General features: G+C 56.0%; 25 protein-coding genes, 2 tRNA genes, 1 pseudogene and 1 riboswitch. Of the genes and pseudogenes, 10 read left to right on the top strand and 18 right to left on the bottom strand.

Annotation, left to right across the window (positions count from 1 at the left end; translation table 11 throughout):
• A pseudogene (locus HP459_RS09125) lies at positions 1 to 656 on the bottom strand (23S rRNA (cytosine(1962)-C(5))-methyltransferase RlmI); the annotation flags it as partial.
• Positions 657 to 749: 93 nt separating this feature from the next.
• Between HP459_RS09125 and yccX the strand changes: the two are divergent.
• Positions 750 to 1031 carry an acylphosphatase gene (yccX, locus tag HP459_RS09120; RefSeq protein WP_003858131.1) on the top strand — a complete coding sequence of 94 codons (282 nt, stop codon included), beginning with the start codon at positions 750 to 752 and terminating at the stop codon, positions 1029 to 1031.
• On the opposite strand, the gene tusE is transcribed toward yccX, so the two are convergent.
• The gene (tusE, locus tag HP459_RS09115; protein WP_063152076.1) at positions 1028 to 1357 is read right to left on the bottom strand and encodes a sulfurtransferase TusE; all 330 of its coding nucleotides are present in this window, start codon (positions 1355 to 1357) and stop codon (positions 1028 to 1030) included. The two genes, yccX and tusE, sit on opposite strands and share 4 nt — an antisense overlap.
• A gap of 88 nt (positions 1358 to 1445) precedes the next feature.
• Positions 1446 to 2105, bottom strand: a complete 660-nt coding sequence (yccA, locus tag HP459_RS09110; protein ID WP_003858127.1) for an FtsH protease modulator YccA — start codon at positions 2103 to 2105, stop codon at positions 1446 to 1448.
• Positions 2106 to 2375: 270 nt separating this feature from the next.
• Between yccA and HP459_RS09105 the strand changes: the two genes are divergently transcribed.
• A complete protein-coding gene (locus tag HP459_RS09105) occupies positions 2376 to 4004 on the top strand; it encodes an ABC transporter substrate-binding protein (RefSeq protein ID WP_150312370.1) in 1629 nt (542 codons plus the stop codon).
• A gap of 144 nt (positions 4005 to 4148) precedes the next feature.
• A tRNA-Ser gene (locus tag HP459_RS09100) sits at positions 4149 to 4236 on the top strand.
• Here the strand turns inward: HP459_RS09100 and HP459_RS09095 are convergent.
• Genes HP459_RS09095 through HP459_RS09085 form a run of 3 tightly spaced genes read right to left on the bottom strand, consistent with a single transcriptional unit; the run spans position 4223 to position 7091 of the window.
• Complete coding sequence (locus HP459_RS09095; protein ID WP_227022515.1) at positions 4223 to 5059, bottom strand: ABC transporter ATP-binding protein; 837 nt, start codon at positions 5057 to 5059, stop codon at positions 4223 to 4225. The genes HP459_RS09100 and HP459_RS09095 overlap by 14 nt on opposite strands.
• Positions 5056 to 6087: an iron ABC transporter permease gene (locus tag HP459_RS09090; RefSeq protein ID WP_038415793.1), complete on the bottom strand. Its 1032-nt coding sequence runs from the start codon at positions 6085 to 6087 to the stop codon at positions 5056 to 5058. The genes HP459_RS09095 and HP459_RS09090 overlap by 4 nt, the downstream gene beginning before the upstream one ends.
• Positions 6084 to 7091, bottom strand: a complete 1008-nt coding sequence (locus HP459_RS09085; protein ID WP_171936131.1) for an ABC transporter substrate-binding protein — start codon at positions 7089 to 7091, stop codon at positions 6084 to 6086. The genes HP459_RS09090 and HP459_RS09085 overlap by 4 nt, the downstream gene beginning before the upstream one ends.
• Positions 7092 to 7264: 173 nt before the next feature.
• Here HP459_RS09085 and HP459_RS09080 point away from each other — a divergent pair, with 173 nt between their 5' ends.
• Positions 7265 to 8878 carry a mechanosensitive ion channel family protein gene (locus HP459_RS09080; RefSeq protein WP_023299754.1) on the top strand — a complete coding sequence of 538 codons (1614 nt, stop codon included), beginning with the start codon at positions 7265 to 7267 and terminating at the stop codon, positions 8876 to 8878.
• A gap of 31 nt (positions 8879 to 8909) precedes the next feature.
• On the opposite strand, the gene HP459_RS09075 is transcribed toward HP459_RS09080, so the two are convergent.
• Complete coding sequence (locus HP459_RS09075) at positions 8910 to 9437, bottom strand: helix-turn-helix transcriptional regulator (RefSeq protein WP_023305829.1); 528 nt, start codon at positions 9435 to 9437, stop codon at positions 8910 to 8912.
• A 17-nt stretch (positions 9438 to 9454) separates the two neighbouring features.
• Positions 9455 to 10306 (bottom strand): hypothetical protein, encoded by an 852-nt coding sequence (locus HP459_RS09070; RefSeq protein ID WP_023299756.1) that lies wholly within the window; start codon positions 10304 to 10306, stop codon positions 9455 to 9457.
• Between the two features lie 277 nt (positions 10307 to 10583).
• Between HP459_RS09070 and HP459_RS09065 the strand changes: the two genes are divergently transcribed.
• A tRNA-Ser gene (locus HP459_RS09065) sits at positions 10584 to 10671 on the top strand.
• Positions 10672 to 10713: 42 nt separating this feature from the next.
• On the opposite strand, the gene HP459_RS09060 is transcribed toward HP459_RS09065, so the two are convergent.
• Complete coding sequence (locus tag HP459_RS09060; protein WP_003858115.1) at positions 10714 to 11715, bottom strand: magnesium transporter; 1002 nt, start codon at positions 11713 to 11715, stop codon at positions 10714 to 10716.
• Between the two features lie 60 nt (positions 11716 to 11775).
• A riboswitch (M-box (ykoK) riboswitch) is annotated at positions 11776 to 11945 on the bottom strand.
• 158 nt (positions 11946 to 12103) lie between these two features.
• Here HP459_RS09060 and HP459_RS09055 point away from each other — a divergent pair.
• Together HP459_RS09055 and agp are read left to right on the top strand one after the other, a co-directional pair.
• Positions 12104 to 12604 (top strand): DedA family protein, encoded by a 501-nt coding sequence (locus HP459_RS09055; protein ID WP_045308873.1) that lies wholly within the window; start codon positions 12104 to 12106, stop codon positions 12602 to 12604.
• Between the two features lie 105 nt (positions 12605 to 12709).
• On the top strand, positions 12710 to 13951 hold the full coding sequence (agp, locus tag HP459_RS09050) for a bifunctional glucose-1-phosphatase/inositol phosphatase (protein WP_171936130.1): 1242 nt from the start codon (positions 12710 to 12712) through the stop codon (positions 13949 to 13951).
• Between the two features lie 32 nt (positions 13952 to 13983).
• On the opposite strand, the gene HP459_RS09045 is transcribed toward agp, so the two are convergent.
• Positions 13984 to 14211, bottom strand: coding sequence for a YccJ family protein (locus tag HP459_RS09045; RefSeq protein WP_022647674.1), 228 nt, complete (start codon positions 14209 to 14211; stop codon positions 13984 to 13986).
• Between the two features lie 18 nt (positions 14212 to 14229).
• Positions 14230 to 14826, bottom strand: coding sequence for an NAD(P)H:quinone oxidoreductase (gene wrbA / locus HP459_RS09040; RefSeq protein ID WP_022647675.1), 597 nt, complete (start codon positions 14824 to 14826; stop codon positions 14230 to 14232).
• 391 nt (positions 14827 to 15217) lie between these two features.
• On the opposite strand from wrbA, the gene HP459_RS09035 reads away from it, so the two are divergent.
• Together HP459_RS09035 and HP459_RS09030 are read left to right on the top strand one after the other, a co-directional pair.
• Positions 15218 to 15388: a general stress protein gene (locus tag HP459_RS09035; RefSeq protein WP_001273664.1), complete on the top strand. Its 171-nt coding sequence runs from the start codon at positions 15218 to 15220 to the stop codon at positions 15386 to 15388.
• 116 nt (positions 15389 to 15504) lie between these two features.
• Positions 15505 to 16425, top strand: a complete 921-nt coding sequence (locus HP459_RS09030) for a DMT family transporter (RefSeq protein WP_171936129.1) — start codon at positions 15505 to 15507, stop codon at positions 16423 to 16425.
• 102 nt (positions 16426 to 16527) lie between these two features.
• On the opposite strand, the gene rutG is transcribed toward HP459_RS09030, so the two are convergent.
• Genes rutG through rutA form a run of 7 tightly spaced genes read right to left on the bottom strand, consistent with a single transcriptional unit; the run spans position 16528 to position 21956 of the window.
• On the bottom strand, positions 16528 to 17844 hold the full coding sequence (gene rutG / locus HP459_RS09025; protein WP_108367757.1) for a pyrimidine utilization transport protein G: 1317 nt from the start codon (positions 17842 to 17844) through the stop codon (positions 16528 to 16530).
• A 21-nt stretch (positions 17845 to 17865) separates the two neighbouring features.
• Complete coding sequence (gene rutF, locus HP459_RS09020) at positions 17866 to 18360, bottom strand: NADH-dependent FMN reductase RutF (RefSeq protein ID WP_023299762.1); 495 nt, start codon at positions 18358 to 18360, stop codon at positions 17866 to 17868.
• 9 nt (positions 18361 to 18369) lie between these two features.
• Entirely contained in the window at positions 18370 to 18960 is a 591-nt protein-coding gene (locus tag HP459_RS09015) for a malonic semialdehyde reductase (protein ID WP_022647679.1), read from the bottom strand.
• Between the two features lie 9 nt (positions 18961 to 18969).
• Positions 18970 to 19770: a pyrimidine utilization protein D gene (rutD, locus tag HP459_RS09010; protein WP_126502939.1), complete on the bottom strand. Its 801-nt coding sequence runs from the start codon at positions 19768 to 19770 to the stop codon at positions 18970 to 18972.
• Positions 19771 to 19777: 7 nt separating this feature from the next.
• A complete protein-coding gene (gene rutC / locus HP459_RS09005; RefSeq protein ID WP_015570870.1) occupies positions 19778 to 20164 on the bottom strand; it encodes a pyrimidine utilization protein C in 387 nt (128 codons plus the stop codon).
• Positions 20165 to 20175: 11 nt separating this feature from the next.
• Positions 20176 to 20865: a pyrimidine utilization protein B gene (gene rutB / locus HP459_RS09000; protein ID WP_022647681.1), complete on the bottom strand. Its 690-nt coding sequence runs from the start codon at positions 20863 to 20865 to the stop codon at positions 20176 to 20178.
• The gene (rutA, locus tag HP459_RS08995; protein ID WP_023305836.1) at positions 20865 to 21956 is read right to left on the bottom strand and encodes a pyrimidine utilization protein A; all 1092 of its coding nucleotides are present in this window, start codon (positions 21954 to 21956) and stop codon (positions 20865 to 20867) included. Before rutA ends, rutB begins: the two co-directional genes overlap by 1 nt.
• 245 nt (positions 21957 to 22201) lie before the next feature.
• Between rutA and rutR the strand changes: the two genes are divergently transcribed.
• Positions 22202 to 22840 (top strand): HTH-type transcriptional regulator RutR, encoded by a 639-nt coding sequence (gene rutR / locus HP459_RS08990; RefSeq protein ID WP_003858090.1) that lies wholly within the window; start codon positions 22202 to 22204, stop codon positions 22838 to 22840.
• The last annotated feature ends 175 nt before the right edge of the window (positions 22841 to 23015 follow it).

Raw genomic sequence — 23015 nt, 5'->3', positions numbered from 1 at the left:
ACGTACTGGCGCGTTGCCAGACGGCTGTCACGCTGGTCGAGATAATAACCGGTCTTATGGCCGCCCTGGATGTCCACCAGCAGCTTCATGCCGTGCTCCTCGATAGGCAGCAGGGCAGGCGGCAGTTCGCCGGTGACCGGGCCCTGGGTCAGCTCCATGCCCTCTTTTTTACGTACCGCCACGTCGCTGCGGTCGTAAATGGCACATTCCGGGAACAGGGTTTGCAGGGCGCTAATTAGCGCGGCACGCTGGTATTCCGCCCCGGCGCTCAGCAGCTGCAACACCAGGAAATTGCCGAAGCGGTCAATGGTCACGCCCGGCAGCCCGTCGGATTCACCGGCAATCAGACGATAGCTGTCCAGCCCGTCACGCTTTGCCAGCCACTCGCGCCACTGCTGCGCCTGTTGCAGACGACGGACAAAGAAGTCGATATCGATGGCTTCTTCTTTATCGAACGTCCAGACGCGCGCGCGGATCTGAGATGCAGGCGAGTATGCGCCGCGTGCTAACCATTTCCCCTGATGGTCAACAATATCGATGGTTTCACCGAGGCTGGCTTTACCTTCCATGCGGGCAACCGCGCCGGAAAAGACCCAGGGATGGCGGCGCAGTAATGACTTCTCGCGCCCTTTGGCTAACACTAAACGTACACTCATAATTTGCTATTCTGTCGATTCCAATGAAATGGCCGCCATTTTCCCGACTTCAGCTAGGAAATGCAACGCGCCAGTCGGATAAGGAGAAGGATGATGTCAAATGTATGCACCATTGCCTGGGTCCATGGCCTTGTACAGGGCGTCGGATTCCGCTACAGCACCCAGCGCGAAGCCCTTCAGCTCGGACTGACGGGGTATGCGCGTAACATGGATGATGGCAGCGTGGAGGTTGTGGCCTGCGGTGAGGCGGATCGGGTAGAGAAGCTGGTGGCGTGGCTGAAAGCGGGCGGACCGCGCAGCGCGCGGGTTGATAAGGTGCTAACGGAACCGCATCAACCCGGCCGGGAATACGCTGACTTCAGTATTCGCTATTAAATGCATTTTACCGGCTTTGGCAGGCCGGCAATTTTTGTCGCCTGTTTAGCCGGGCCTTTCGGAAACAGGCGATACAGATAACGGCTGTTGCCTTTCTCTTCGCCAAATTTATTCGCCATGGCTTTGACCAGCATGCGGATAGCCGGAGAGGTGTTGAATTCGAGGTAGAATTCGCGCACAAAGCGCACCACTTCCCAGTGTTCCGGGGAGAGGGTAATTCCTTCGCTTTCCGCAATTTTCTCCGCCAGCGCTTCGCTCCACTGGCTGCTCTCTTTCAGATAACCGTCATTATCGGTTTCGATCTCTTTGCCTTCAAAACTCAACATATTCATTCACGCGTTAGTCAAAAACCGCCTCAGTCTACCAAAAAAACAAAGCCCCGCATAAGCGGGGCTTTGTTCACAGCACGGTGAGTTAATCGCGGCTGGCGAAGCCCAGGATACTCAGCAGGCTGACAAAAATATTGTACAGCGACACATACAGGCTCACGGTGGCGCGGATATAGTTCGTCTCACCGCCGTGAATGATGTTGCTGGTTTCATACAGGATTGCGCCGGATGAAATCAGGATAAACACCGCGCTGATTGCCAGATGCAGAGCAGGCAATTGCAGGAAGATGTTCGCCAGCATACCGACCAGCACAATCACAATACCCGCCATCAGCATACCGCCGAGGAAGGACATGTCCTTACGGGTGGTCAGCACGTAGGCCGAGCAGCAGAAGAACACCAGCGCGGTACCGCCCAGCGCCATACCAATCACGTCGCCCATTCCGGCAGACAGATAGGCGTTCAGGATTGGCCCCAGGATGTAGCCCAGGAAGCCGGTGAAGGCGAAAGCGGAGAGAATACCCACCGGTTTATCCGCGGTTTTATAGGTCAGGAACATCAGACCATACATACCCACCAGCGTCAGGATCAGGCCCGGAGAAGGCAGCATCAGTACGGTGCTGGCCGTCGCGGTGATCGCCGAAAACGCCAGCGTCAGGCTGAGCATGAAATAGGTATTGCGCAGCACCTTATGGGTGCTGAGTAGCGATGTGCGGTCGCGTGAAGAAGTAATTATACGATCCATGAGTCACTCTCTTATGACAGATGTAATTAGCGCAAAGAATAGGAAACGGCGCGGCAGACGCAAAGTGGTTTTACCCATCTTTACTCAGCCCCTTAGGGATTATGCTGGTTTTTTATTCTGGTAAAGCCTTTTTACTCAGAATGAAGTGCGGTATGCAAGGCGTATTCAGATCAACCTCTTATAGGTCACTGAAAAATATTGCGTTATTTCCCTAAGGCCGCTAAGAGTTATTTCCGGATCGTCATAAAAACAGACAATAAGGCGAAGGAAATGAAACCACAAACACGCATGCACTTTACGCTCTCTTTGTTAACCGCAGGGGTCCTGTGCGCCAGCACGGCAACCTGGGCGGCTAACGTGCCGGCAGGAACCCAGCTGGCAGATAAGCAGGAACTGGTCAGGAACAACGGCAGTGAACCCGCCTCGCTCGACCCGCATAAAGTCGAAAGCGATGTCGAATTCAATATTATCAGTGATTTATTCGACGGGCTGGTCAGCGTCTCTCCGGCAGGTGAAATCCAGCCGCGCCTGGCGGAGAAATGGGAAAATAAAGATAACACCGTCTGGACTTTCCATCTGCGCCCGGGCATAACCTGGAGCGATGGCACCCCCATCACCGCGGAAGATATTGTCTGGAGCTGGCAGCGACTGGTCGACCCGAAAACCGTCTCTCCGTATGCCAGCTATCCCGGCAGTATGCGTATCGTCAACGGCACTGATATCGCAGAAGGCAAAAAAGCACCCGAGTCGCTGGGCGTGAAAGCCATCAATGACACCACGCTGGAAGTTACGCTCAACCAGCCAAATGCTGCTTTCCTGGCGATGCTGGCTCACCCGTCTCTGGTGCCGATAGATAAAGTCCTGGTAGGTCGTTTCGGTGATAAGTGGACCAAACCGGAGCACTTCGTCAGCAGCGGGGCCTATAAACTGTCACAGTGGGTGGTGAACGAACGCATTGTGGCGGTGCGAAACCCGAAATACTGGGATAACGAACATACCGTCATCAACAAGGTGACCTATCTGCCCATTTCCTCCGAAGCCGCTGACGTCAACCGCTACAAAGCGGGCGAAATCGACATCGCCTACACGGTGCCGATCAACCAGTTTGCTCAGCTGAAGAAAACGCTGGGGAACGAGCTGGACGTATCGCCGCAGCTTGCCACCTATTATTACGAATTCAACACCACCCGGCCGCCGTTCAGCGACGCCCGCGTGCGTAAGGCGCTGAATCTGGCGCTGGATAAAGATATTATCGCCGGGAAAGTTTTAGGGCAGGGGCAACGCCCGGCATGGCTCATCAGCCAGCCGGATATTGGCGGCGTCAAGTTACAGAACCCTGATTACGCCAGCTGGCCGATGGATAAACGCATTGCCGAGGCGAAAAAACTGCTGGCCGAAGCCGGATTTAACGACAGCCATCCGCTCAGCTTTAATCTCCTCTATAACACCTCGGAATCGCACCAGCGTATTGCGATTGCCGCCAGCTCGATGTGGAAGAAGAACCTCGGCGTAGAGGCGAAGCTGCAAAACCAGGAGTGGAAAACCATGCTTGATACCATGCACACCCATAACTTTGACGCGGTGCGCTACGCCTGGATTGCTGATTACGATGACGCCGCAACCTTCCTGAATAACTTCCGTACCGGTGACAGCCAAAACACCACTCAGTACAGCAATCCGGAATACGATCTGGCTCTGGTGAATGCGGCGAAGGCGAAAACGGCGGAGGAGCGCGGTAAGTTCTACCAGCAGGCAGAAGATCTGCTGGGGCGCGATGTGCCGGCGATCCCTGTCTACCACTACGTGCGCACGCACCTGGTGAAACCGTGGGTAGGGGGCTTCACGCCGGATAAGCTTGGCTACTACTACACCAAAGATATGTACATCAAAAAGCACTAACGATCCGCGGTGGATATTATGCTGGTAAAACGGCCAATCTGTTGTCTATTCAACCGATTAAACGCATTTTGGCTATTTTTAAAGCGAACGAATGCGCGCACCCTTTACAGCGCGCGGTGAGGTGTTTATAGTTCGCCTCACTTAGGAAGCGTGGCCGAGCGGTTGAAGGCACCGGTCTTGAAAACCGGCGACCCGAAAGGGTTCTAGAGTTCGAATCTCTACGCTTCCGCCAAATTCAAAACCCCTGCGATAGCAATATCGCAGGGGTTTTTGCTTTTGTTCTGGCTCTCCGCCATGTTACCCATGTTATAGCTTATCGTGATCCCGGCGTCGGCCTTACAGACCTGAGCTTTTACGCACCAGGTATCCGCGATGTTCGAGGGCGTCAGCACCGCTTCGGGCGCACCCGTGGCTGCGATCTGCCCGGCCTTCAGGAGGATCAGACGCTGGCAATAATTGGCCGCAAGATTGAGATCGTGCAGTGCAACCACCACCGTAAGCGGCAGCTGTGAAACGAGCCGCATCAGCTCCAGCTGGTGCTGAATGTCCAGGTGGTTTGTCGGTTCATCGAGCAACAGCACCTGCGGCTGCTGGGCCAGCGCGCGGGCTATCTGACTTCGCTGTCGTTCTCCGCCTGACAAAGAGTGCCATCGCCGCTGGCGTAAGCTGCATAACTGCATCAGGCCAATCGCCTGTTCAACCGCAGCCTCATCGTCGCGCGTGGTTCTCTGGAATGTTTTCCGGTAGGGCGTACGCCCCAGCCTGACAATATCCTCAACGGTCAGTTCCCCGTCGACCTCAGCATGTTGCGGGACAAACGCCATGTGCTGCGCCCGTATTTTCAGCGGCATCAAGCCAAGCGTTGTGCCATTAAGCGCAACACGTTCGCTGTGTCGTGGAAACAGCCCGGCGAGGCAGCGCAGCAGCGTCGACTTGCCTGAGCCGTTTGGCCCTAACAGGCCGACAATCTGCCCGGATGGCAGGTCGAGATCGATATCCTTAAGCACCGTCTGCGCCTGTCGGGTTACGGTTAACCCGGCCACTGTAATATTCATGGATGCTCCTTTCGGTTTTGATAAAGCAACGCCACAAAGACGGGGGCGCCCACCAGCGCAGTCACCACCCCGATGGGCAGAACCTGGTGCACGATCAGCGTGCGTGAGACGATATCGGCAAGGATCATAAAGTGGGCGCCGATGAGAAACGTCAGCGGGATCGAGCGGCGATGGCCCGGCCCGCATAGCATGCGCGTCACATGGGGAATGACCAGCCCGACAAACCCCACTGCGCCTGTAGCGCTCACCAACGTGGCGGTGACAACGGCACAGGTCAGCAATAAGACAATACGCACGGCGGTAACCGGGATCCCCAGCGTGGTGGAGACCTCATCCCCGAAGGTGAAGGTGTCCAGCGCCCGGGAAAAGAGCAATACCACCAGTAAACCCGCAAGCGTAACGGCCAGCGCCAGCAGCGCGTCAGGCCAGCGCACGCCGCTCAGACTCCCCATCAGCCAGAACATGACGCTACGGGACTGCTCGGCATTGGCGGACGTGCTGACGACGTACGCGGTCATGGCGTTGAAGAGCTGGGTGCCCGCAATACCGGCCAGCAAAATGCGCGAGGGGCTTTCACTCATCCCGTTTGTAATCACCATGATGAGCGCAAAGGCGGCGCAGGAGCCGACAAACGCACCGCTGCTCACGCCAATCACGCTTCCCCCCATGCCGAGAAGCATCACGCAGACGGCCCCCAGCGAGGCGCCCGCGGAAATCCCCAGCAGATAAGGCTCAGCCAGAGGGTTACGCAGGATCGACTGTAACACCAGCCCGCACAGCGCCAGGCCACCGCCGCTGCACGCGGCCATCACTGCCCGGCTCATGCGATATTGCCAGACGATACCCTCCTCCGTTTGTGGCAACGCATAAGAGGTCAAACCCAGTCCGTTGAGGATCGCTTTCCCGGTACTGGCATACGACACCGGCATATCACCGATACTGGCGGCAAAAACCAGCATTAGCGGCAGCGCCATGACGCCTGCTGCCAGTAAACCTTGCTGGCGGCGGTCAAAAGCGAAATGACTCATTGTTCATCCCGGAAAGAAGCCAGCCGCTCGCTGATAAGCTCAACCGCATCGACGTTACGTAATGAAGGGTTCAACGACATCGCCGGCACCACAATAATGTGGTTGTTCCTGACCGCAGGCATGTTCTTCGTCACCGGGTCATTACGCAAGAATGCTTTTTTTACCTCAACGTCATCGGCAGGGTAGAGCCTGCGGGACATCCCGGCGATAACAATCACGTCCGGCTGCGACTGGGCAATATGTTCCCAGGTTACAGCCGGCCATTCGTCATGAGAGTCAATAATGTTCTTCAACCCCAGCGTGCGGCTGATCCAGCCAGGCGCGCCGTAATTCCCCGCCACCCAGGGATCGCCATTCAGACGGCTACTTGAGAACCAGAATACGACGCGAAGCGGTTTCGCTGAGACGCGCGCCTGGGCCTTTTTGATACGTTCCGTCAGCGTATGATTAAGCTGCTCACCTCGCGCGGAAACATCAAATATCGTCGCCAGATCTGTCACTTCCCGTGTAATTTCGGCCAGCGAAAACGGCGCGCTGCGTGCTCCGTCTGCGTTTGACGTTTCCGTCACCGCTTTATCCGTGCAGTCGGCAGGAGAGATCCACGTATTAATCCCCAGCGAGGCAAACTGCTCACGGGTTCCCACTTCTCCCTGCGGACCAATGTGCCAGTGATACTGCGCGAGAACGAGCTCAGGTTTCTGTCCCACCACGGCTTCAAATGAGGGGGAATTATCTGCAAGCCGGGGGATATTTTTCCCGGCATCTGCCAGCTGATCCGGGAGCTTGCCGAACCAGACCGACGTTGCGGCGATCTTTTTCTCCAGCCCCAGTGCGAGCAGTAATTCTGTTTCATGCTGTCCCACGGTCACGACGCGCTGAGGAGCCTGCGCAAAGGTCTGCTTTACGCCGCAATTTTCAATCGTGAGGGGCCAGGAGGTTGCTGAGAAAGCGGCAGGCGCCGTGGAGAGCAATAAAGCCAGAAATAACCCTTTTTTAAGTAACATAGAACACAATCCCAAATTGTTATGTTATAACATAATACATATATTGTGATTGAGAGCAACACGCTCACCGTCGCTTGTTGCAGAAACGAAAGGCTGGACTATTCTCAACATACCCACCTGGCATTCGCGGGTTGCCTGAAAAACAACAAGATTTCTGATTTGGGGTAGTGAGGATGAAAAAGATCCTGCTCGCGTTTGCGTTCTGTTTTGCCTCCCTGAGCGCCTTCTCATCGTATGCCGCTGAACCCCGCCAGGCGCCTTCTGAGCAGGAGCGCGCCCGGACGGTCTATATCTTTCATCAGCCGATCGTCATGCTTCAGGCGAAATTTGGCCTGACCACGCCGGAGGAGCGCGTTTTACGCATCCGCAACACCCTGCGCAATTTTACCGAGGCGGACGTGCGTGAGCCGCTCACTATCGTCCCCGTGACCCGCTATAACCAGCAGGGGCGGCTGATCGTGATGAACGGTAAGCCCGTGATGCTGCTGACGGAAGGGGATTTGGACGAAGGGGACGATCTCACCCTCGATCAGGCCGCGCAGCGCGTGCTGGCGCGCATGGAAGCGCAGAGAATGGCGCTGCGCGATCAATACGATACCGGCTGGCTGGCGCTGTCGACGGTAAAAGCTGCCGCTGGCCTGCTGGCGCTTTTGCTGCTCTGCTATGGCGCCTGGCGATCCTGGCGCTGGTTTCGACGCGTCTACCGTCTGCGTATTGTGGAGAATCGCAGCCGGGTGCCGCAAAGCTGGCGGCGGTACATTGGCGCCATTGAGATTCGGCTTTACGCCTTGCTGATGTTCCTGCTGGGTTTAATCGGCTTTTACGTCTGGCTGAGCTGGGCATTCAGTCTGTTTCCGTGGACGCGGGTGTGGGGCACGTCGCTGGGAGACTGGTCGCTTCGCGTGGTGCAGCAAATTGCCCTGGCGATTGTCTCGGCTTTGCCGGGGCTGACGATTGTTCTGATCATTTTCCTCATTACCGCTTTTATTCTGAAGCTTCTGAGGATGGTGCTGAATCAGGTGGAGGCTGGTCGTCTGCAACTTCCCGGCGTACATCCGGAAACCGTGGGGGCTACCCGTAAGCTCATTTCCGTCGCCGTCTGGCTATTTGCTCTCTCCGCTGCCTGGCCGTTTCTCCCCGGCGCAAACTCACTGGCGTTTAAAGGTATTAGCGTCTTCTTCGGCCTGATGTTAACGCTGGGTTCGGCAGGGGTGATGAACCATGCCATGAGCGGTCTGGTCCTGATTTACTCCCGCGCACTGCGTAAAGGCGATGTCATTCGGGTGGCGGATAACGAAGGTAAGGTCAGTGAAATAGGCATGCTGGCGACCAAAATTATTACCCGGGAAAATTATGTCGTTACCGTGCCCAATGCGGTGGTGGTGAGCGGTAAGATCACCAACCTTAGCGCGCTACAGCCTGATGGCAGCCTCAATCTGACGGTCAGCGTCACTATTGGTTATGACACCCCATGGCGTCAGGTGCATGCCATGCTGGAGCTGGCCGCGAAACGGGCAAAAGGGATTGATCTTTCCGAGCCGCCGCTGGTGCGCCAGTTAGGGTTAATGGACTGGTATATCGCCTACGAGTTGCAGGTTCGTCTGCTGCCCGACCAGTCCCTCGCGGTTGCCCGCAATGAGCTGCATAGCCAGATACAGGATGTGTTTAACGAATTTAACGTGCAGATCATGTCTCCGAATTTTGTTATGCAGCCAGAGGGCAGCGTAATGGTTGCCAAAGAGAACTGGTATACCGCGCCCGCCAAACCCCCTCAGGGCGAAACCTGAGGCCCCGGTTTTCTCGAGGTAAGGCAAAAGATCACAGTTTCTGATCGACAATCGCCGATTTTATACGGGTCATCGCCAGAATGTTTTTTGAACGCATATTCAATTTCTCGAGGATCCTCACGCGGTAGGTGCTGGTCGTTTTTTGTGACAGTTGCAGCTTTTTCGCGATTTCATGATTTTCCATATGGAAAAGCTTTAGCACGTCATATTCGCGTCGGGTAAAGGAGTGTGTCCTGAGCGCCCGATAAAAGCGCATCAGCTGCTGAAAAGGGTGAGCAGTAAAATGCATCGACGAATAGATAATATTATCAATTCTCACCGCGCTGTTGGCTTCTATCTCATGCATCAGGACAATGTAATCACGCTTGACTTTTTTGACCTGCTGAATGGTTTTATTGCGTAACTTATCCTGTTCAATCGCAATGATAAAATCCAGCTCGGGATCGACCTCATAAAGATGGTGAATATCCTCCTCATCGCGAATCAAATGGGTAGATGTCAGTGAGCTTGAGACACCGTGGCAAAGGTAATAGTTATCGCTGATAAAAATAAAATTCATAATTAATGGGCAGGGTTTTAGATAAAATTCATTAAAAATCTAAGAGGCTTAATCTGTAGTATTTTCTGCCAGACAGCGGCGAGGTCGACGACCCCGGCCATCGACAGCAGAACCAGAATAATCAGCAGCGTAGATAGCGTTATCGCAAACATAAAACGCGTAATTTTTTTCTGCATTTTTTGCTGATGCGTTACCCGCTGGTCCTCTTTTTCATACTCGACCATGGTGGTAATAGCCTGGCCCTGCACGTAGTACACCTTACCCTCTTCGCTGAGATCGCCCGTGATCACGAGCGACTCAAGTAAGAGCGCGATTTTTCTGCTAAACGACTCATTTTTGATATGTTTATACCAAAGTGTGCCGTAAAGCATGGCGATCACTTCCCGCTGGGTGAAACCAGACGAAACGCGCGAAGGGCGCTGGTTGACGTAGTCGGTCACCAGCAGCCTGAGCAAGTTGTAACGGTCCCGGCTGATGGTTTCTGAATCAGATTTCAGGCCAGAAATACAGCGCCCTTTTAGACGAGCAAGGGCCGTTTTTAAGGTGATGATTTTCGTATAATGGTCAAAGGCAAACGGGATAATGCCTTTGTAAGCCTGAAACCCATTGCGCTTATAGTGAATGATTTCAGCCTGCATTTCGCTGATATCTTCCACGCTCATACTGACATCTTCGCTTTTATGCATCGGGCAGAGCACAACGTTGCTGCTTTCGTGCTTCTTCAGAATATAACGCGTATTGTCGGCATCTTTTAAGTACACCAGAAAATAGTCATGCGGGTTGTTTTTTTGCGCACCGTTCTGGATCAGCCACGGCAGAAATTTACGCCAGAGAATAAGTCTGTAGTTATCGGTATCGAATAATTTCATGGAAAATCTCTTATCGCAGTGACCTGCGTGAATAGGGTCTTACAAGGGCATATTGAGGTGGCAATGTTGCACGGATAAGCTGCGGTGTATGAAAAAGAGTCTAGATCACAAACTTTCATTCTAATAAGTTTATGTGATGTAAAAATAAATGTTTACATTTTAGCCAGCCGATGACGAAGAAGTGATCGGAGCGGAAGGGAATGACGCAAGAAGCTCAACGTAATGCAATTTCCTGCTTTACATCATGCTCAGAGATGTTTATAGTGCGCCTCACTTTGGAAGCGTGGCCGAGCGGTTGAAGGCACCGGTCTTGAAAACCGGCGACCCGAAAGGGTTCTAGAGTTCGAATCTCTACGCTTCCGCCAAATTCGAAAACCCTGCGATAGCAATATCGCAGGGTTTTTTCGTTATTCCAGCCCAAGCGTATACTGTGCGATTTTGAAGTAGATAATGAGCCCGGTACCGTCGATCAGCGTGGCGATAAACGGCGCGGAAACGACCGCCGGGTCGATTTTGCAACGTTTCAATACCATCGGGATCACCGATGAGACAATGGCGCTCCACAGCGTAATGCAGACCAGCGTCAGGCTGACGATAAGCGTGATTTCCATCCCAATGCCCATCATCCAGGCACGAACGCAGCCCGCCAGGCCCAGCGTGGCGGCAATCATTAACGAGGTGCTCATCTCTTTGCGCAGCACGCGACCCACGTCGCGAAGGTGGACTTCACCCAGCGCCATGGCGCGCACCAGCGTCGAGGTAATCTGCGTCCCGCTGTTTCCGCCGGTGCCAATCAGCAGCGGAATAAAGAACGCCAGCGCAATGGCGGATTCCAGCGCCTCTTCAAAATGCTGGATCACCGAGCTGGTATACGCTTCCGCGACAAACAGCAGCAGCAGCCAGACGGAGCGTTTCTTCCACAGGCTAAAGGCGCTGGTTTCCAGATAGGGCTTCTCCAGCGGCAGCGTTGCCCCCTGAAGCTGGGCATCTTCAGTAACGTCATCTTCCAGCAGATGGGCGATTTCACGCTCGGTAAGGCAGCCCACCAGCTTGCCGTGGGTCACCACCGGTACGACATCCGCACCTGCGTGCGCCAGCAACCCGGCGACATCCGCCCGCTCATCTTCCGGTTTAAGCTGGATAAAATCCGATATCATCAGCCCCTTAACGGGCTGTACGGTATCCGTGGCCTGCAATAATTTACGTACGGCAATCAAACCCGCGAGGCGACCGTTGTCTTCGATAAAAATATGTGACGGAATATCATCATCTTTTAATTTTTCAAAGAACTGCTCGCGTGCCAGAGCCACGCATAATGAAATATCAATAACGATAAAATCGGTATTCATATATTGCGCGATGGCGCTGTCGTTAAAAGCCAGATTTTGGTTGTGAATAGCGTAAGACATTGTAACTTCCCTTTGAATAATAAAATCTCTCAGGGGCGAGCAAGACAGGGCATGTCGGAAAGGAGATCCCCACGTCCTGGGTTCAGCACTGTACACCGTATCCCGTAAGGGAAGTTATACTGGCAAAGCCTTGATTCGACAGTGCCTGTTTTACCCTGTGCCGGTTCTCTCGAACCCACCAGAGCGATAACGTGTATTTGTACAGGAGCCTCGCCATAACGAGATCGTTGTAAAACGTGAGGGATAATACGCTTATTTAAAATGGCCGCTGAGGAATTTAAATAATGTTTAAGTATGGTTTAAATGAATATTATTGAATGAATGTTGACGTTTTATTTAACTATTTTCACTTCTAATGGGGAATTCTGATGTTACCGGGGAGAGTAAAATGGCATGGCTGGACACGCTGCTGGATCATTTTGCGCATTATCCAACGCATCTCTTCGCGTTGCTCGTTGTTATGGCACTGAGTAAATCAACGGTACTGATCTCTTCCGTGCTCCCGCCCGCATCGGTCATGCTGCTGGCGGGGATTGCCGTCAGCCAGTCGAGTATGCATCCGGCGCTGACGTGGCTGGCGGTGGTGATGGGCGCTACGGCAGGATCGGTACTGAATTACCATATCGGCCAGCTGATGGGGCATACCCGGCGAGTGTCACGCTTCACGGCAAAACATGCCGGGAAGTTTTTGCGGGTACAGCACCAGCTGCATAAAAATGGCCTGCTGGTGTTGTTCACCTCGCGTTTCCTGGCGGTACTGCGCTATATCGTGCCGCTGGCGGCGGGCATGCTCAGGCTGAGCGCGATAAAGGTTTACGCCATCAGCCTGCTTTCAGCCTGCGCATGGGCGGCGCTGTATGTCGGCATCGTCACCGGCATCAGCCTCTGAATCAGCGAGTCACGTATTCATCAGTTTGAGAAATGCTTCCCGAAAAACCTGTCACGAATCTGTCACACTCAATGCGACATTAAAAAAACGTGTGAGGAATTAGGGATGAGAAAAGCACTACTCGCAGTTGCCGTGGCAGGTACCCTTGCCGTGACCTTTGGCGCACAGGCGCAGGACACACCGGACGGCTATCAGCTGAAACAGGTACTCATCATGAGCCGCCACAACCTGCGTGCACCGCTCGCCAATAACGGCAGCGTGCTGGAGCAGTCCACGCCGAAGCAGTGGCCGGAGTGGGACGTCCCGGGTGGACAGCTCACCACCAAAGGGGGCGTACTGGAAGTGTATATGGGTCACTATATACGCGAGTGGCTGGCAGAGCAGGGGATGGTGAAGACGGGTGAATGCCCCCAAGCGGATACCGTCTATGCCTACGCCAACAGCCTCCAGCGCACCGTGGCGACCGCGCAGTTCTTTATCACCGGCGCGTTCCCGGGGTGCGATGTGCCTGTGCATCATCAGGAAAAAATGGGCACCATGGACCCCACCTTCAATCCGGTCATTACCGATAATTCCCCTGAGTTTCGTGAGAAAGCGCTGAAAGCGATGGAGACAGAACGGCAGAAAATGCAGCTGGATGAAAGCTACAAACTGCTGGAGCAGCTGACAAACTATAGCGACTCGCCGTCCTGCAAGGAGAAAAAAGTCTGTTCCCTGACGGAGGCGAAAGATACGTTCAGCGCCGATTATGAAAAAGAGCCGGGCGTCTCCGGGCCGCTGAAAGTGGGTAACTCGCTGGTGGATGCGTTCACCCTACAGTATTACGAAGGATTCCCGGCAGACCAGGTGGCATGGGGGGAAATCAAAACCAATCAGCAGTGGCGCGTGCTGTCGAAGCTGAAAAACGGCTACCAGGACTCGCTGTTTACCTCGACGGACGTGGCGCAGAACGTGGCTAAACCGTTGGTGAAGTACATTGATAAAGCGCTGGTGACCGAACAGGCCAAAGCGCCAAAAATTACCCTGCTGGTGGGGCACGACTCCAACATTGCCTCGCTGCTGACCGCGCTGGATTTCAGGCCGTATCAGCTGCACGACCAGCAGGAACGAACCCCGATTGGCGGTAAAATTGTCTTCCAGCGCTGGCATGACAAAAACACTAACCAGGAGCTGATGAAAATTGAGTATGTCTACCAGAGTTCTGAGCAGTTGCGTAATGCCAGCGTGCTGTCGCTGCAATCTCCTGCGCAGCGCGTGACGCTGGAGCTGAAGGGCTGTCCGGTAGATGGCAACGGCTTCTGTCCGATCGATAAATTCAATGCGGTGATGAACAACGCGGCGAAATAGAAGAAAACCCCCCGCGCGGGCGGGGGGAACATTCAGACGTTTTTACGTTCGATGGTTTGCTCGCCCCAGAACAGCGAGTCTTTGTCGGTTTTTTCGAAGGCGCGAACCAGCACTTCATCGTTGCCTTCTTCCCAAATCTGCTCAGCCAGCTTTTCGTCATACCTGGCGACTTCAAAGATGGCTTCTGCAATCTCCGGAGAGGTATTGCGTAAACTTGCCCATTCGCCCACGTGGTGAGCTTTGGATTCTTGAGTTGGCATACTTGTCCTCCTGTTGGGTTAGCCGTTCAGTTTTTTGGCAAGACCCGCGACGTATTCACCCTGATAGCGGGCGATCGAAAGTTCTTCATTGCTTGGCTGACGTGAACCATCCCCACCGGCAATGGTTGTCGCGCCATACGGTGTCCCGCCACGAACCTGGGAAACATCGAACAGTTCCTGCGCGCCGTAGCCAATCGGCACAATCACCATCCCATGATGTGCAAGGGTAGTCCAGGTTGAGGTGATCGTCTGCTCCTGGCCGCCGCCTGTGCCGGTAGAGCTGAACACGCTGGCCAGCTTGCCGTATAACGCGCCGGAGGCCCAGAGCCCGCCCGTCTGGTCGAGGAAGGTGCGCATCTGGCCGGACATATTGCCGAAGCGGGTCGGGGTGCCGAAGATAATGGCATCATAGTCCGCGAGCTCCTGCGGGGTGGCGACCTGGGCGTTTTGTGTTTTTCCCCCGGCTTTGGCGAAGGCTTCCGCCTGCATGGTTTCCGGTACGCGTTTAACCACAACCTCAACGCCGTCTACTCTGTTTGCGCCTTCTGCAACTGCGTGAGCCATGGTTTCAATGTGTCCATACATGGAATAATAGAGCACCAGAACTTTTGCCATTTTGCATCACTCCTCGTTGGTTTTTCTTACAGCGGATCGCTGCGTTACTTTAAAGATATGACATCACGGCCAGACTGCAAAAATGAACGGCATTTATTTGATATATAACAATATCTTTTCGTTACGTGCTTTGTAGCAAAATGAAACAACTTTAGCAGCGCTGTTTTTTCAAAATATAAGAATGGCTTATGGATAACCTCCTCAATATTTCATACGAAAGGCTGAGATCATGTTGCAGAATATTACCTCTCGCTTGCCGGATAGCCGCATTACACTAAGCTTAGTTTCACGCGGCACAGATAAAGGCACTGTCCTTGAGCCGCGAGGTGAAAGAATCCTCTTTTACTGAATGCAATATGATGTCTAATGTTTCACACTCTGGAGGTTAGAGATGGCAAACCATCGTGGTGGTTCAGGTAATTTCGCTGAAGACCGTGAAAGAGCATCAGAAGCAGGTCGTAAAGGTGGCCAGTCTAGCGGGGGCAATTTTAAAAACGACCCTCAGCGCGCATCAGAGGCTGGCAAAAAAGGGGGTAAAAATAGCCACGGCAGCAACAAGTAGTACGCCGGGTTAACTCTCTGCCGCCGGGTTTCCCGGCGGTTTTTTTATGTCTGCTACATTGAACTGTAATCAAAGGCATCGCACACTACAGGATTGATTCTTCGTGCTGGTGTCCCATGTCCGTTTCTCGTTTTACTTTCTCCATTAAGCCTCAGGAAGCCATCCTGATTTTGATCACCATGTTCTGGGGCGGAACCTTTCTTGCCGTTCAGTACGCGGTCACGATGAGCGATCCGTTTTTCTTTGTAGGGCTGCGTTTTGCAACCGCGGCGGTTGCCGTGGCGCTTATTTCGCTGAAAACCCTGCGCGGGTTGACCCTGAGAGAGCTTAAAGCGGGTGTCGCTATTGGCGTGGCGATTGCCATGGGCTATAGCCTACAGACGTGGGGGCTCCAGTCTATCTCCAGCAGTAAATCCGCCTTCATCACCGCCATGTACGTACCGCTGGTGCCGCTGTTGCAGTGGCTGTGCCTGGGCAGAATACCGGGCCTGATGTCGTGCATTGGTATCATGCTGGCGTTCATCGGCCTCATTTTATTAGCCGGGCCGGGAAATAATCTGCTGGCGCTGGGGCCGGGAGAGATCATCACGCTGGTGGGGGCCGTTGCCATTGCGGCAGAAATTATTTTGATTAGCGCCTGGGCAGGAAAAGTGGACGTCAAGCGGGTGACGGTCGTGCAGCTTGCCACCGCGTCGCTGGTGGCGTTCGCGACGATGGTGCCGGCAGGGGAGTCCCTCCCGCCGATGTCTACCGGGCTTATCGTCGTGGCGCTGGGGCTGGGCATTTTTAGCGCTATTATTCAGGTCACCATGAACTGGGCGCAGCGCAGCGTATCTCCGACACGGGCGACGGTCATCTATACCGGTGAACCGGTGTGGGCGGGTATTTTCGGGCGACTCGCCGGGGAGCGTCTGCCGCTGCTGGCGCTGGTGGGCGCGGCGTTTATTGTCGCCGGGGTGCTGGTGAGCGAGTTAAAGTTAAAAAAACGACGTAAGGCGACTGCCGGGTTCGGCACTGAACAAGGGGCAGATAGCTAACAACGCGCACGCTGCCCGTTTTGCCCGGCGGCGCTTCGCTTGCACGGGCCTACAATTGGCATGTAGGCCGGGTAAGCGTAGCGTCACCCGGCTATTTCAGGTTCAGGGGGTGATGGCTTCCGCTTGCGCTTCATCCCCTTTGCGGCGGCTAAGCAGGGCGTTGAGCAGGATCGCGCCGAAGGTCGCCGTGCCAATCCCGCCCACCGTAAACCCGCCCAGCGTCAGGGCGAAGTCGCCTGCGCCCAGCACCAACGTGACCGCCACCATGATCAGGTTACCGTTCTGGCTCAGATCAACATGATTCTGCACCCAGATGCGTGCCCCCGCGACGGCAATCAGACCAAATACAACAATCGAGGCGCCGCCAATCACGGGTGCCGGGATGGTGTGGATCAATGCGCCGAATTTTGGGGAAAAGCCGAGCAGTATCGCCATCACCGCCGCCGCCACGAAGACCAGCGTCGAGTAGACTTTGGTCACTGCCATCACGCCGATGTTTTCCGCGTAGGTCGTCACGCCGCTGCCGCCGACCGAGCCGGAGAGCATGGTCGCCAGACCGTCTCCCACAAATGCCCGCCCCATATACGGGTCCATATTGCGCCCGGTCATTCCCGCTACGGCTTTCAGGTGGCCCAGGTTTTCAGCCACCAGAATCACCGCGACAGGCGCGATGAGCATCATCGCCTGAGCGTTAAAGGTGGGTGAGGTCACCTGCGGCATGCCGAACCAGGCGGCCTGGTGAATCAGTGTGAAATCAACCGGCTTGCCGAGACCAAACACGTTCGCCAGCAGCGCGTAGATCAGACAGGCCGCAATCAGCCCGACCAGGATCAGCAGCCGCTGGATCATCCCGCGCGTAAAGACCGCCACCACGCCGATGCACAGCACCGTAATCACCGCCATCCAGCTTTCAAACGGCGAGCCGGATACGCTCTTCACCGCAATCGGCGCGAGGTTCAGGCCTATCGCCATCACCACCGCCCCGGTGACGACGGGGGGCATCATCCGCTCGATCCAGCGCGTGCCGACTTTCATCACCACCAGACCGGTCAGGGTGTAGACCAGCCCACAGGCGATAATGCCGCCGAGGGCCACGCTCAGGTTGGGGTTAATGCCCTGACCGTTAAACCCGGTCGCTGCAATAACGACTCCCACAAAGGCGGCGCTGGAGCCCAGATAGCTGGGCACGCGCCCGCCGGTGACAAAAAAGAACAGCAGGGTACCCATACCCGACATCAAAATGGCGAGGTTAGGATCCAGCCCCATCAGCATGGGCATCAGCACCGTCGCACCAAACATCGCGACCGCATGCTGCACGCCCATCACCATTGTCTGCCCGAGCGGGAGCCTTTCATCCGGCGCGACCACGCCTGCTTCTGTAGAGGTCGATTTCAACTGCCAGTGAGGAAGTCCGAACATGTTCTGTCTCCTGAATGCGGATTAACAGGCGGGTCGCATAAGTGCGTGATAGCCGCGGTCGAACCACACCAGCCCTTGCGGTGCCGGGTGGCGAACGATGGATACGATGTCGCAAAACAGAATGTCGTGGGTGCCGACGCTAACCACCTGGCTGATGCGGCAGTCGAACGAGGCCAGGGCATTTTCCAGACGTGGACAGCCCGTGTCGCCTGTCTGCCAGCGGGCAGCGGCAAAGCGTTCCGCCATCGGCGTTTTACCGCCAAACAGGTTGGATAATGGCTCCTGTCCGGCACTCAGCGTGTTAACGCACAGGGTGCGGTTCTCGCTGAAAATCGGCCAGACGGACGCGCCACGGTTGAGGCAAACCAGCAGAGTGGGCGGGGAATCGGTCACGCTGCATACCGCGCTGGCGGTAAAGCCCGCCATTCCCGCAGGGCCGTCGGTGGTGATGATATTGACCGCCGCACCGACGCAGGCCATGGCATCACGGAAGGTTTGTTGATCGGGTGTCGTCATGATGGCTCCTTACGCCAGCCCGCAGGCGTCTTCGAAGGTCAGACGCGGTAAGCGCCCATAGACTTTGCTCATATCGCCATAACCGATGTTAATCAGCAGATTGCTTTTAAGCAGCGTGCCCGTGAAAAAGGCCGCGTCCACTTTTTCCCGGTCAAAGCCGGACATCGGCCCGGTGTCGAGCCCGAGCGCGCGGCAGGCGAAGATCAGGTACGCGGCCTGCATCGAACTGTTGCGAAAGGCGGTCTCTTCCGCCAGTGCGGGGCTGGAGGTAAACCAGCTTCTGGCATCGCCGTGCGGGAATAGTACAGGCAGGCGCTCATAAAACTCGCTGTCCCAGGCGACAATTGCCGTGACCGGGGCGGTGAGCGTTTTCTCAAGGTTGCCGCTGGAGAGCGCCGGGCGCAGCTTCTCTTTTCCTTCCGGGCTTCGCACAAAGACAATGCGCGCCGGGGAGCAGTTGGCGGACGTCGGCCCCCATTTCATCAGGTCATAAATCTCGCGCAGCGTCTCGTCACTGACCGGTATATCCAGCCAGCCGTTATGGGTACGTGCGCCGGTAAACAGCGTTTCCAGCGCGGCGGGCGTGATGGCTTCGCTCATTCAGGCTCCTTACAAAGCGGGTTCAGGGCTGTGCAGCAGGCTGGCAAGCCCGTTCAGCAGCAGCGTGTTAAAGATGTCCGGCGCGGTCACGTTGCAGGCATGCCCGCCCTGGCGCATGACCGTTTTGCGGGCGTGCGGGAGGGCGGCGTGCAGTTCCGCGGAGCAGACGGACGGCACCAGCAGATCGTCGGTGGAACAAATAATCTGCACGGGGCAGCGAACGCGTGCAGCGTGGCGGCTGAAATCGGCCTGTTTCAGCGCATGCAGCCTGCGCAGCAGATTGGCTTTGCCCTGGAAATGGGCCAGCGCCAGCGCTTCCTCGGCCTCCAGCCGCGGAGCGCGGGCAGCCATCCAGTCTGCCGGGTAAAGAAACAGCGGCTGTGCCTCTACCCACGCCTGAGCCCCGCCCGCATGCAGCAGACGTTCGCGAACGTCAAAACAGCGTCGGGTATGGGCATTGAGGGTCAGCCAGCCGTTGACACAAACCAGCGCGGTGAGGGCGTCAGGCTTATCGATAGCCAGCCGCAGGCCGACCAGCGCCCCCAGCGCGTGGCCGACCACGCAGTAACGGGCGATCCCGGCCCCGGCTAACGCCAGTGCGAGCTCGTCGGCCATGTGTGCGAGGGTGTAATCTTCCGGCAGGGTATCCGGGTTATTCCCCGTGCCCCGCTGGTCGTAGCACACCACCTGATACTCCTGCCCCAGCATGGCGAGCTGAGGCAGCCAGTAGCTGCCGCTGCCGCCGAGCCCGGCAATCAGCACCACCACGGGCGCGCCCGCAAAGGGGGGCGGGGAAATGGACAGTTTCATGGCGGCCTCACTTCGCGATGTGCGCAACGGTGGCAATTTCAACCAGCGCTTCAGGCTTTACCAGCCCGCACTGGATGCAAAATCGCGCCGGTTTATCGCCGGGGAAAAACTCCGCGTAGATCTCGTTAATCGCGGCGTAGTTTTTCCAGTCGGTGATAAAAATGCTGTTGAAGGTCACGTCCTCCATCGTGCCACCCGCCGTTTCGATCACGGTTTTGATCGTCTCCAGCACGTGGCGGGTTTGCGCCTTTGGGTCATCGATAAACACCACGTTGTTGTCTTTATCAAACGGCAGCGTGCCTGAGACATACACCACGCCGTCGGCGAGGGTACCGGGGACAAACGGGGCTATCGGGGTGCTGGTGCCCGGCGGAATAATCACGGATTTCGGCATAGCGGTTCTCCTCAGGCGATGCGGGCGAGCGGGGGATCCAGCGCGTCGCAGAAATCATTGACGTTACTGACCCAGCCAAAAAAGGTTTCGATATTGAACAGGGCGGCTTTCTGGGCAAAATCCGGCCCGGCCTGATGGGTAGCGTCTTCCAGCACCACGCCAAAATACTCGAGGAAGAAGCCGTCGCGCAGGGTGGACTCCACGCAGACGTTGGTGGCAATGCCCGTAAAGACCAGATGACGAATGCCCCGGCTGCGCAGCAGGCTGTCGAGCGGGGTATTGAAAAAGCCGCTGTAGCGCGGTTTCGGCAGTACGATATCGCCAGCTTCCGGTACCAGCTCATCCACCAGCTGATAATCCCAGCCGCCTTTCGCCAGCAGCGTGCCCTGGAGTTCAGGCCGTTGGCGCATGGTTTTCAGGGCGTTGGATTTGTGAAAGTTGGGTGAGCCGGGACCGCCAGCTTCGACGTACTGGTCGTCCCAGCCGTTCTGGAACCAGACGATCAGCATGCCCGCAGCACGCGCGGCGCTCACGGCGGTTTTGATATTCTCAATCACCGGCTGCGTGGCCGAGACGTCGAACCCGGCCAGATCCAGATACCCGCCTTTACTGGCATAGGCGTTTTGCATATCCACCACGATCAGCGCGCTCTGCTGCGCGTCAAAGGTGATGGCCTCCGGGCGAGCGTTGAGGGTCGTCATTACGCCACCTCCTTCGTCACGGCAGGGATGTGGGCACGGCACTGCATCAGCGGCTGAATACGCTCGCCGAAGGTTTCCACGCCGGTGAGAAAATCATCGAAGGTCAGCAGCACGCCTTCGGCGCCGGGCACGGCAGCCACTTCGTCGAGCATTCTGGCGACGCTGGCATACGAGCCAACCAGGGTGCCCATGTTGATATTGACGGCAGACGTCGGGTCGGCCATCTGGCGAACGTTGGTGTCCGCGCCGGAGCGGGTATCCTTCTGGCTCTGCTCGGTCAGCCAGCTCAGGGCTTCCTCGTCGGCGCCGTCCTTGTATCGTTCCCATTTGGCGCGCGCGGCGTCGTCGGTTTCGTCGGCAATCACCATAAACAGCACGTAGGAGCCCACGTCGCGCCCGATTTTGTCGGCGGCCGCTTTCATGCGTGCCGCGGTGGGCGCGAAGGCGGCCGGGGTGTTAACGCCTTTGCCGAAGCAGAAGTTGAAGTCGGCGTATTTCGCCGAGAATTCCATTCCCGCGTCGCTCTGTCCGGCGCATATCACCTTCATCGGCACCGACGGCTGCGGGCTGACGCGGCAGTCGTTCATGGTAAAGAAGTCGCCTTTGAAATCGCTTTTGCCGGTGCCCCACAGATCGCGCAGCACCTGCACATATTCAGTCAGGTAGTCGTAGCGACGGGAGAAGTAATCGTCCCCCGGCCAGATCCCCATCTGCTCGTACTCCGGCTTTTGCCAGCCGGTGACCAGGTTAACGCCAAAGCGCCCGCCGGAGATGGAGTCGATGGTGGAGGCCATCCGCGCCACGATTGCCGGGGGAAGGGTAAGGGTGGCGGCGGTGGCGTAAATCTGGATGCGCGAGGTTACCGCCGCCAGGCCCGCCATCAGGGTAAAGGACTCCAGGTTGTGGTCCCAGAATTCGGTCTTACCGCCGAAACCGCGCAGCTTGATCATCGAGAGCGCAAAGTCGAAGTGGTAATGCTCCGCTTTCTGCACGATGGCTTTATTCAGCTCAAAGGTCGGCATGTATTGCGGGGCCGTGGTCGAGATAAGCCAGCCGTTGTTGCCGATCGGTACAAATACGCCAATTTTCATCACGAACCTCTCTTCATTACGTCGCAGGTGTCACGACGTTTTTGCAAAGGGAGTGCCAGTTTTGAAAAATACTTTGTTATTAGGGTGTTAACTGGTGGCTATTAAATTTAACAGCGAAAATGTGGACTAAGTGGTCAAAATCATTGCACAGAAAACAGGCACTCATGCGCGCTGAGGGTGCAGAAGGTCGTGGCGAGACGGGGGTTTTGCTATGCTGAGCGCAGGACAGAAAATGGAGAGCGAAAATGACACAAGGCGCAGTGAAAACACCCGGTAAACGTTCGCAGGCGGTGAGCGCCAAGAAACAGGCGATCCTCAGCGCCGCGCTGGAGACATTTTCGCAGTTTGGTATTCACGGTACACGCCTTGAGCAGGTGGCGGAGCAGGCCGGGGTGTCTAAAACCAATCTGCTCTACTACTACCCGTCAAAAGAGGCGCTCTATATCGCGGTGATGCAGCAGATCCTCGATATCTGGCTGGCACCTCTCAAGGCGTTTCGCGAAGAGCTGGCCCCGCTGGTGGCGATAGAGGAGTACATACGCCTGAAGCTGGAGGTATCGCGTGATTACCCGCAGGCATCAAGGCTGTTCTGCCTGGAGATGTTGCAGGGCGCGCCGCTGTTGCAGGCGGAGCTGACGGGAGATCTAAAGCAGCTGGTGGACGATAAATCAGCCATTATTGCCGGATGGGTCGCCAGCGGAAAGCTGGCCCCGGTCGATCCGCATCACCTGATCTTTATGATTTGGGCCTCCACCCAGCATTACGCTGACTTTGCGGCCCAGGTTGAAGCGGTGACCGGTAAAACGCTGCAGGACGAGGCGTTTTTCCAGAGCACCCTGGAAAACGTGCAGCGGATGATTATCGAAGGGATCCGTGTGCGCTAATTTCCCTCACCCTAACCCTCTCCCGCGGGGCTGAGGGATCCCCAGTATTTTTTTTATGCAGAAGCAATAAAGTTGCTTTCTAAATGACTGAGGGCTGTCAGCGATGCCCTGGTCCGGCTGTAAATCGCTGAGGCGTTTGCCTTCCGGCCGGGGCGAGGCGCAGGGATGCGCCGAG

Source organism: Enterobacter sp. CM29 (assembly GCF_013179605.1).
Classification (GTDB): Bacteria; Pseudomonadota; Gammaproteobacteria; order Enterobacterales; family Enterobacteriaceae; genus Enterobacter; species Enterobacter intestinihominis.
The sequence above is the reverse complement of the archived record's forward strand: the minus strand, read 5'-3'. Positions and strand labels throughout refer to the sequence as shown.

What these genes read in the sequence shown, in the direction of transcription:
- agp (WP_171936130.1), top strand. Translation starts at nt 12,710, where the DNA reads ATGAGAAAAGCACTACTCGCAGTTGCCGTGGCAGGTACCCTTGCCGTG.
- HP459_RS09035 (WP_001273664.1), top strand. Translation starts at nt 15,218, where the DNA reads ATGGCAAACCATCGTGGTGGTTCAGGTAATTTCGCTGAAGACCGTGAA.
- tusE (WP_063152076.1), bottom strand. Translation starts at nt 1,357, where the DNA reads ATGTTGAGTTTTGAAGGCAAAGAGATCGAAACCGATAATGACGGTTAT.
- HP459_RS09095 (WP_227022515.1), bottom strand. Translation starts at nt 5,059, where the DNA reads ATGAATATTACAGTGGCCGGGTTAACCGTAACCCGACAGGCGCAGACG.
- yccX (WP_003858131.1), top strand. Translation starts at nt 750, where the DNA reads ATGTCAAATGTATGCACCATTGCCTGGGTCCATGGCCTTGTACAGGGC.
- HP459_RS09060 (WP_003858115.1), bottom strand. Translation starts at nt 11,715, where the DNA reads ATGTCTTACGCTATTCACAACCAAAATCTGGCTTTTAACGACAGCGCC.
- rutF (WP_023299762.1), bottom strand. Translation starts at nt 18,360, where the DNA reads ATGACGACACCCGATCAACAAACCTTCCGTGATGCCATGGCCTGCGTC.
- rutC (WP_015570870.1), bottom strand. Translation starts at nt 20,164, where the DNA reads ATGCCGAAATCCGTGATTATTCCGCCGGGCACCAGCACCCCGATAGCC.
- HP459_RS09075 (WP_023305829.1), bottom strand. Translation starts at nt 9,437, where the DNA reads ATGAATTTTATTTTTATCAGCGATAACTATTACCTTTGCCACGGTGTC.
- rutD (WP_126502939.1), bottom strand. Translation starts at nt 19,770, where the DNA reads ATGAAACTGTCCATTTCCCCGCCCCCCTTTGCGGGCGCGCCCGTGGTG.
- HP459_RS09105 (WP_150312370.1), top strand. Translation starts at nt 2,376, where the DNA reads ATGAAACCACAAACACGCATGCACTTTACGCTCTCTTTGTTAACCGCA.
- rutG (WP_108367757.1), bottom strand. Translation starts at nt 17,844, where the DNA reads ATGTTCGGACTTCCTCACTGGCAGTTGAAATCGACCTCTACAGAAGCA.
- yccA (WP_003858127.1), bottom strand. Translation starts at nt 2,105, where the DNA reads ATGGATCGTATAATTACTTCTTCACGCGACCGCACATCGCTACTCAGC.
- wrbA (WP_022647675.1), bottom strand. Translation starts at nt 14,826, where the DNA reads ATGGCAAAAGTTCTGGTGCTCTATTATTCCATGTATGGACACATTGAA.
- HP459_RS09085 (WP_171936131.1), bottom strand. Translation starts at nt 7,091, where the DNA reads ATGTTACTTAAAAAAGGGTTATTTCTGGCTTTATTGCTCTCCACGGCG.
- HP459_RS09030 (WP_171936129.1), top strand. Translation starts at nt 15,505, where the DNA reads ATGTCCGTTTCTCGTTTTACTTTCTCCATTAAGCCTCAGGAAGCCATC.
- rutR (WP_003858090.1), top strand. Translation starts at nt 22,202, where the DNA reads ATGACACAAGGCGCAGTGAAAACACCCGGTAAACGTTCGCAGGCGGTG.
- HP459_RS09045 (WP_022647674.1), bottom strand. Translation starts at nt 14,211, where the DNA reads ATGCCAACTCAAGAATCCAAAGCTCACCACGTGGGCGAATGGGCAAGT.
- HP459_RS09090 (WP_038415793.1), bottom strand. Translation starts at nt 6,087, where the DNA reads ATGAGTCATTTCGCTTTTGACCGCCGCCAGCAAGGTTTACTGGCAGCA.
- rutB (WP_022647681.1), bottom strand. Translation starts at nt 20,865, where the DNA reads ATGACGACCCTCAACGCTCGCCCGGAGGCCATCACCTTTGACGCGCAG.
- HP459_RS09055 (WP_045308873.1), top strand. Translation starts at nt 12,104, where the DNA reads ATGGCATGGCTGGACACGCTGCTGGATCATTTTGCGCATTATCCAACG.
- rutA (WP_023305836.1), bottom strand. Translation starts at nt 21,956, where the DNA reads ATGAAAATTGGCGTATTTGTACCGATCGGCAACAACGGCTGGCTTATC.
- HP459_RS09070 (WP_023299756.1), bottom strand. Translation starts at nt 10,306, where the DNA reads ATGAAATTATTCGATACCGATAACTACAGACTTATTCTCTGGCGTAAA.
- HP459_RS09080 (WP_023299754.1), top strand. Translation starts at nt 7,265, where the DNA reads ATGAAAAAGATCCTGCTCGCGTTTGCGTTCTGTTTTGCCTCCCTGAGC.
- HP459_RS09015 (WP_022647679.1), bottom strand. Translation starts at nt 18,960, where the DNA reads ATGAGCGAAGCCATCACGCCCGCCGCGCTGGAAACGCTGTTTACCGGC.